The 931-nt window shown below is 33.1% G+C and carries 1 protein-coding gene and 2 pseudogenes; all 3 read right to left on the bottom strand.

Annotated features, from left to right (window positions below; all coding sequences use genetic code 11):
- Nucleotides 1-95 (bottom strand): annotated as a pseudogene (locus B6S12_RS10695) (phage tail assembly protein); the annotation flags it as partial.
- 18 nt (nucleotides 96-113) lie between these two features.
- On the bottom strand, nucleotides 114-623 hold the full coding sequence (locus B6S12_RS10690) for a phage major tail tube protein (RefSeq protein ID WP_111230732.1): 510 nt from the start codon (nucleotides 621-623) through the stop codon (nucleotides 114-116).
- A gap of 12 nt (nucleotides 624-635) precedes the next feature.
- A pseudogene (locus B6S12_RS10685) lies at nucleotides 636-931 on the bottom strand (phage tail sheath family protein); the annotation flags it as partial.

Raw genomic sequence — 931 nt, 5'->3', positions numbered from 1 at the left:
TCACTCTTTAGTGTTGCATTTTTTAAAACACGCACATTGGGTTCTTTCATCACTAAATTTTCGCCATTTTCTAAAACAATTATTTTTTCTTTCATTTTGTATCCTTTTTAAAATTATAAAGTTAGATTGTCTCTAATGCTTCCCATCAAATCTATTCCATTTACCATTAAAATAGTGTTTTTATGGTCATAAGTAATAATGGGGATATTATTTCTTCTTTGCATATAAAAATGAACCGCCATCTTAACTTCTACTTCTACTTCACTACCACTCTCATGATCGCTTTCACTAATGGAGATAAACTCTCCTAGAAATTCTGCATTTATTCCATAGTTTTTACCTCCACGATGCACACTCTCTCTAAAAAGTAAAGGTGCTTTAATCTCACTAAAAGTGGTGTGAAAAAAAGCTGTATAAAGAACAGGATCTGCCACTGCTAGTTTAAAGGTGATTTCTAGTGGTTTTAATGTTCCACTGCTGTAATTTGCACCCATTACGCCTTTAACCTCCACCATTTCTTGTTCTATGTCTGGAAGTTTTAAATTTCTTACCACTCCTAAATAACCTTGTCCATCAATATAAACATTACTTTCTTGGATAACTTCGCCAATAATTCTTTTCATTGCTTCTCCTTATTACTCTATCATTCCCATTAAATCACTTGCCCACTCATCACTATATTTAAAGTCTAGTGTGAGTTGTTTAACAATTGGATTATTCATCATTTTTACTTGCAAGTAAAATTTTCCAGCACTGATATTACTTGGAGTGTTTCTCTCCTCATCCCATTCTACTTCATACCCCACAAGCACCTTAGCACCTTTTAGATTTCTTAGCATTTCTTCAACACTAAGCTTAATAAAATAAAGCTCACTTGCTTTTTTATCAATGGCTTTAAAAGAGGCTTTTTGTCCTGCAAGGGCTACTCTAT

Source organism: Helicobacter valdiviensis, assembly GCF_003245365.1.
Lineage (GTDB): Bacteria > Campylobacterota > Campylobacteria > Campylobacterales > Helicobacteraceae > Helicobacter_D > Helicobacter_D valdiviensis.
This window is presented reverse-complemented; position numbering and strand designations above follow the sequence as displayed.

Coding starts and splice junctions, on each gene's coding strand:
- B6S12_RS10690 (WP_111230732.1), bottom strand. CDS start 623: ATGAAAAGAATTATTGGCGAAGTTATCCAAGAAAGTAATGTTTATATT.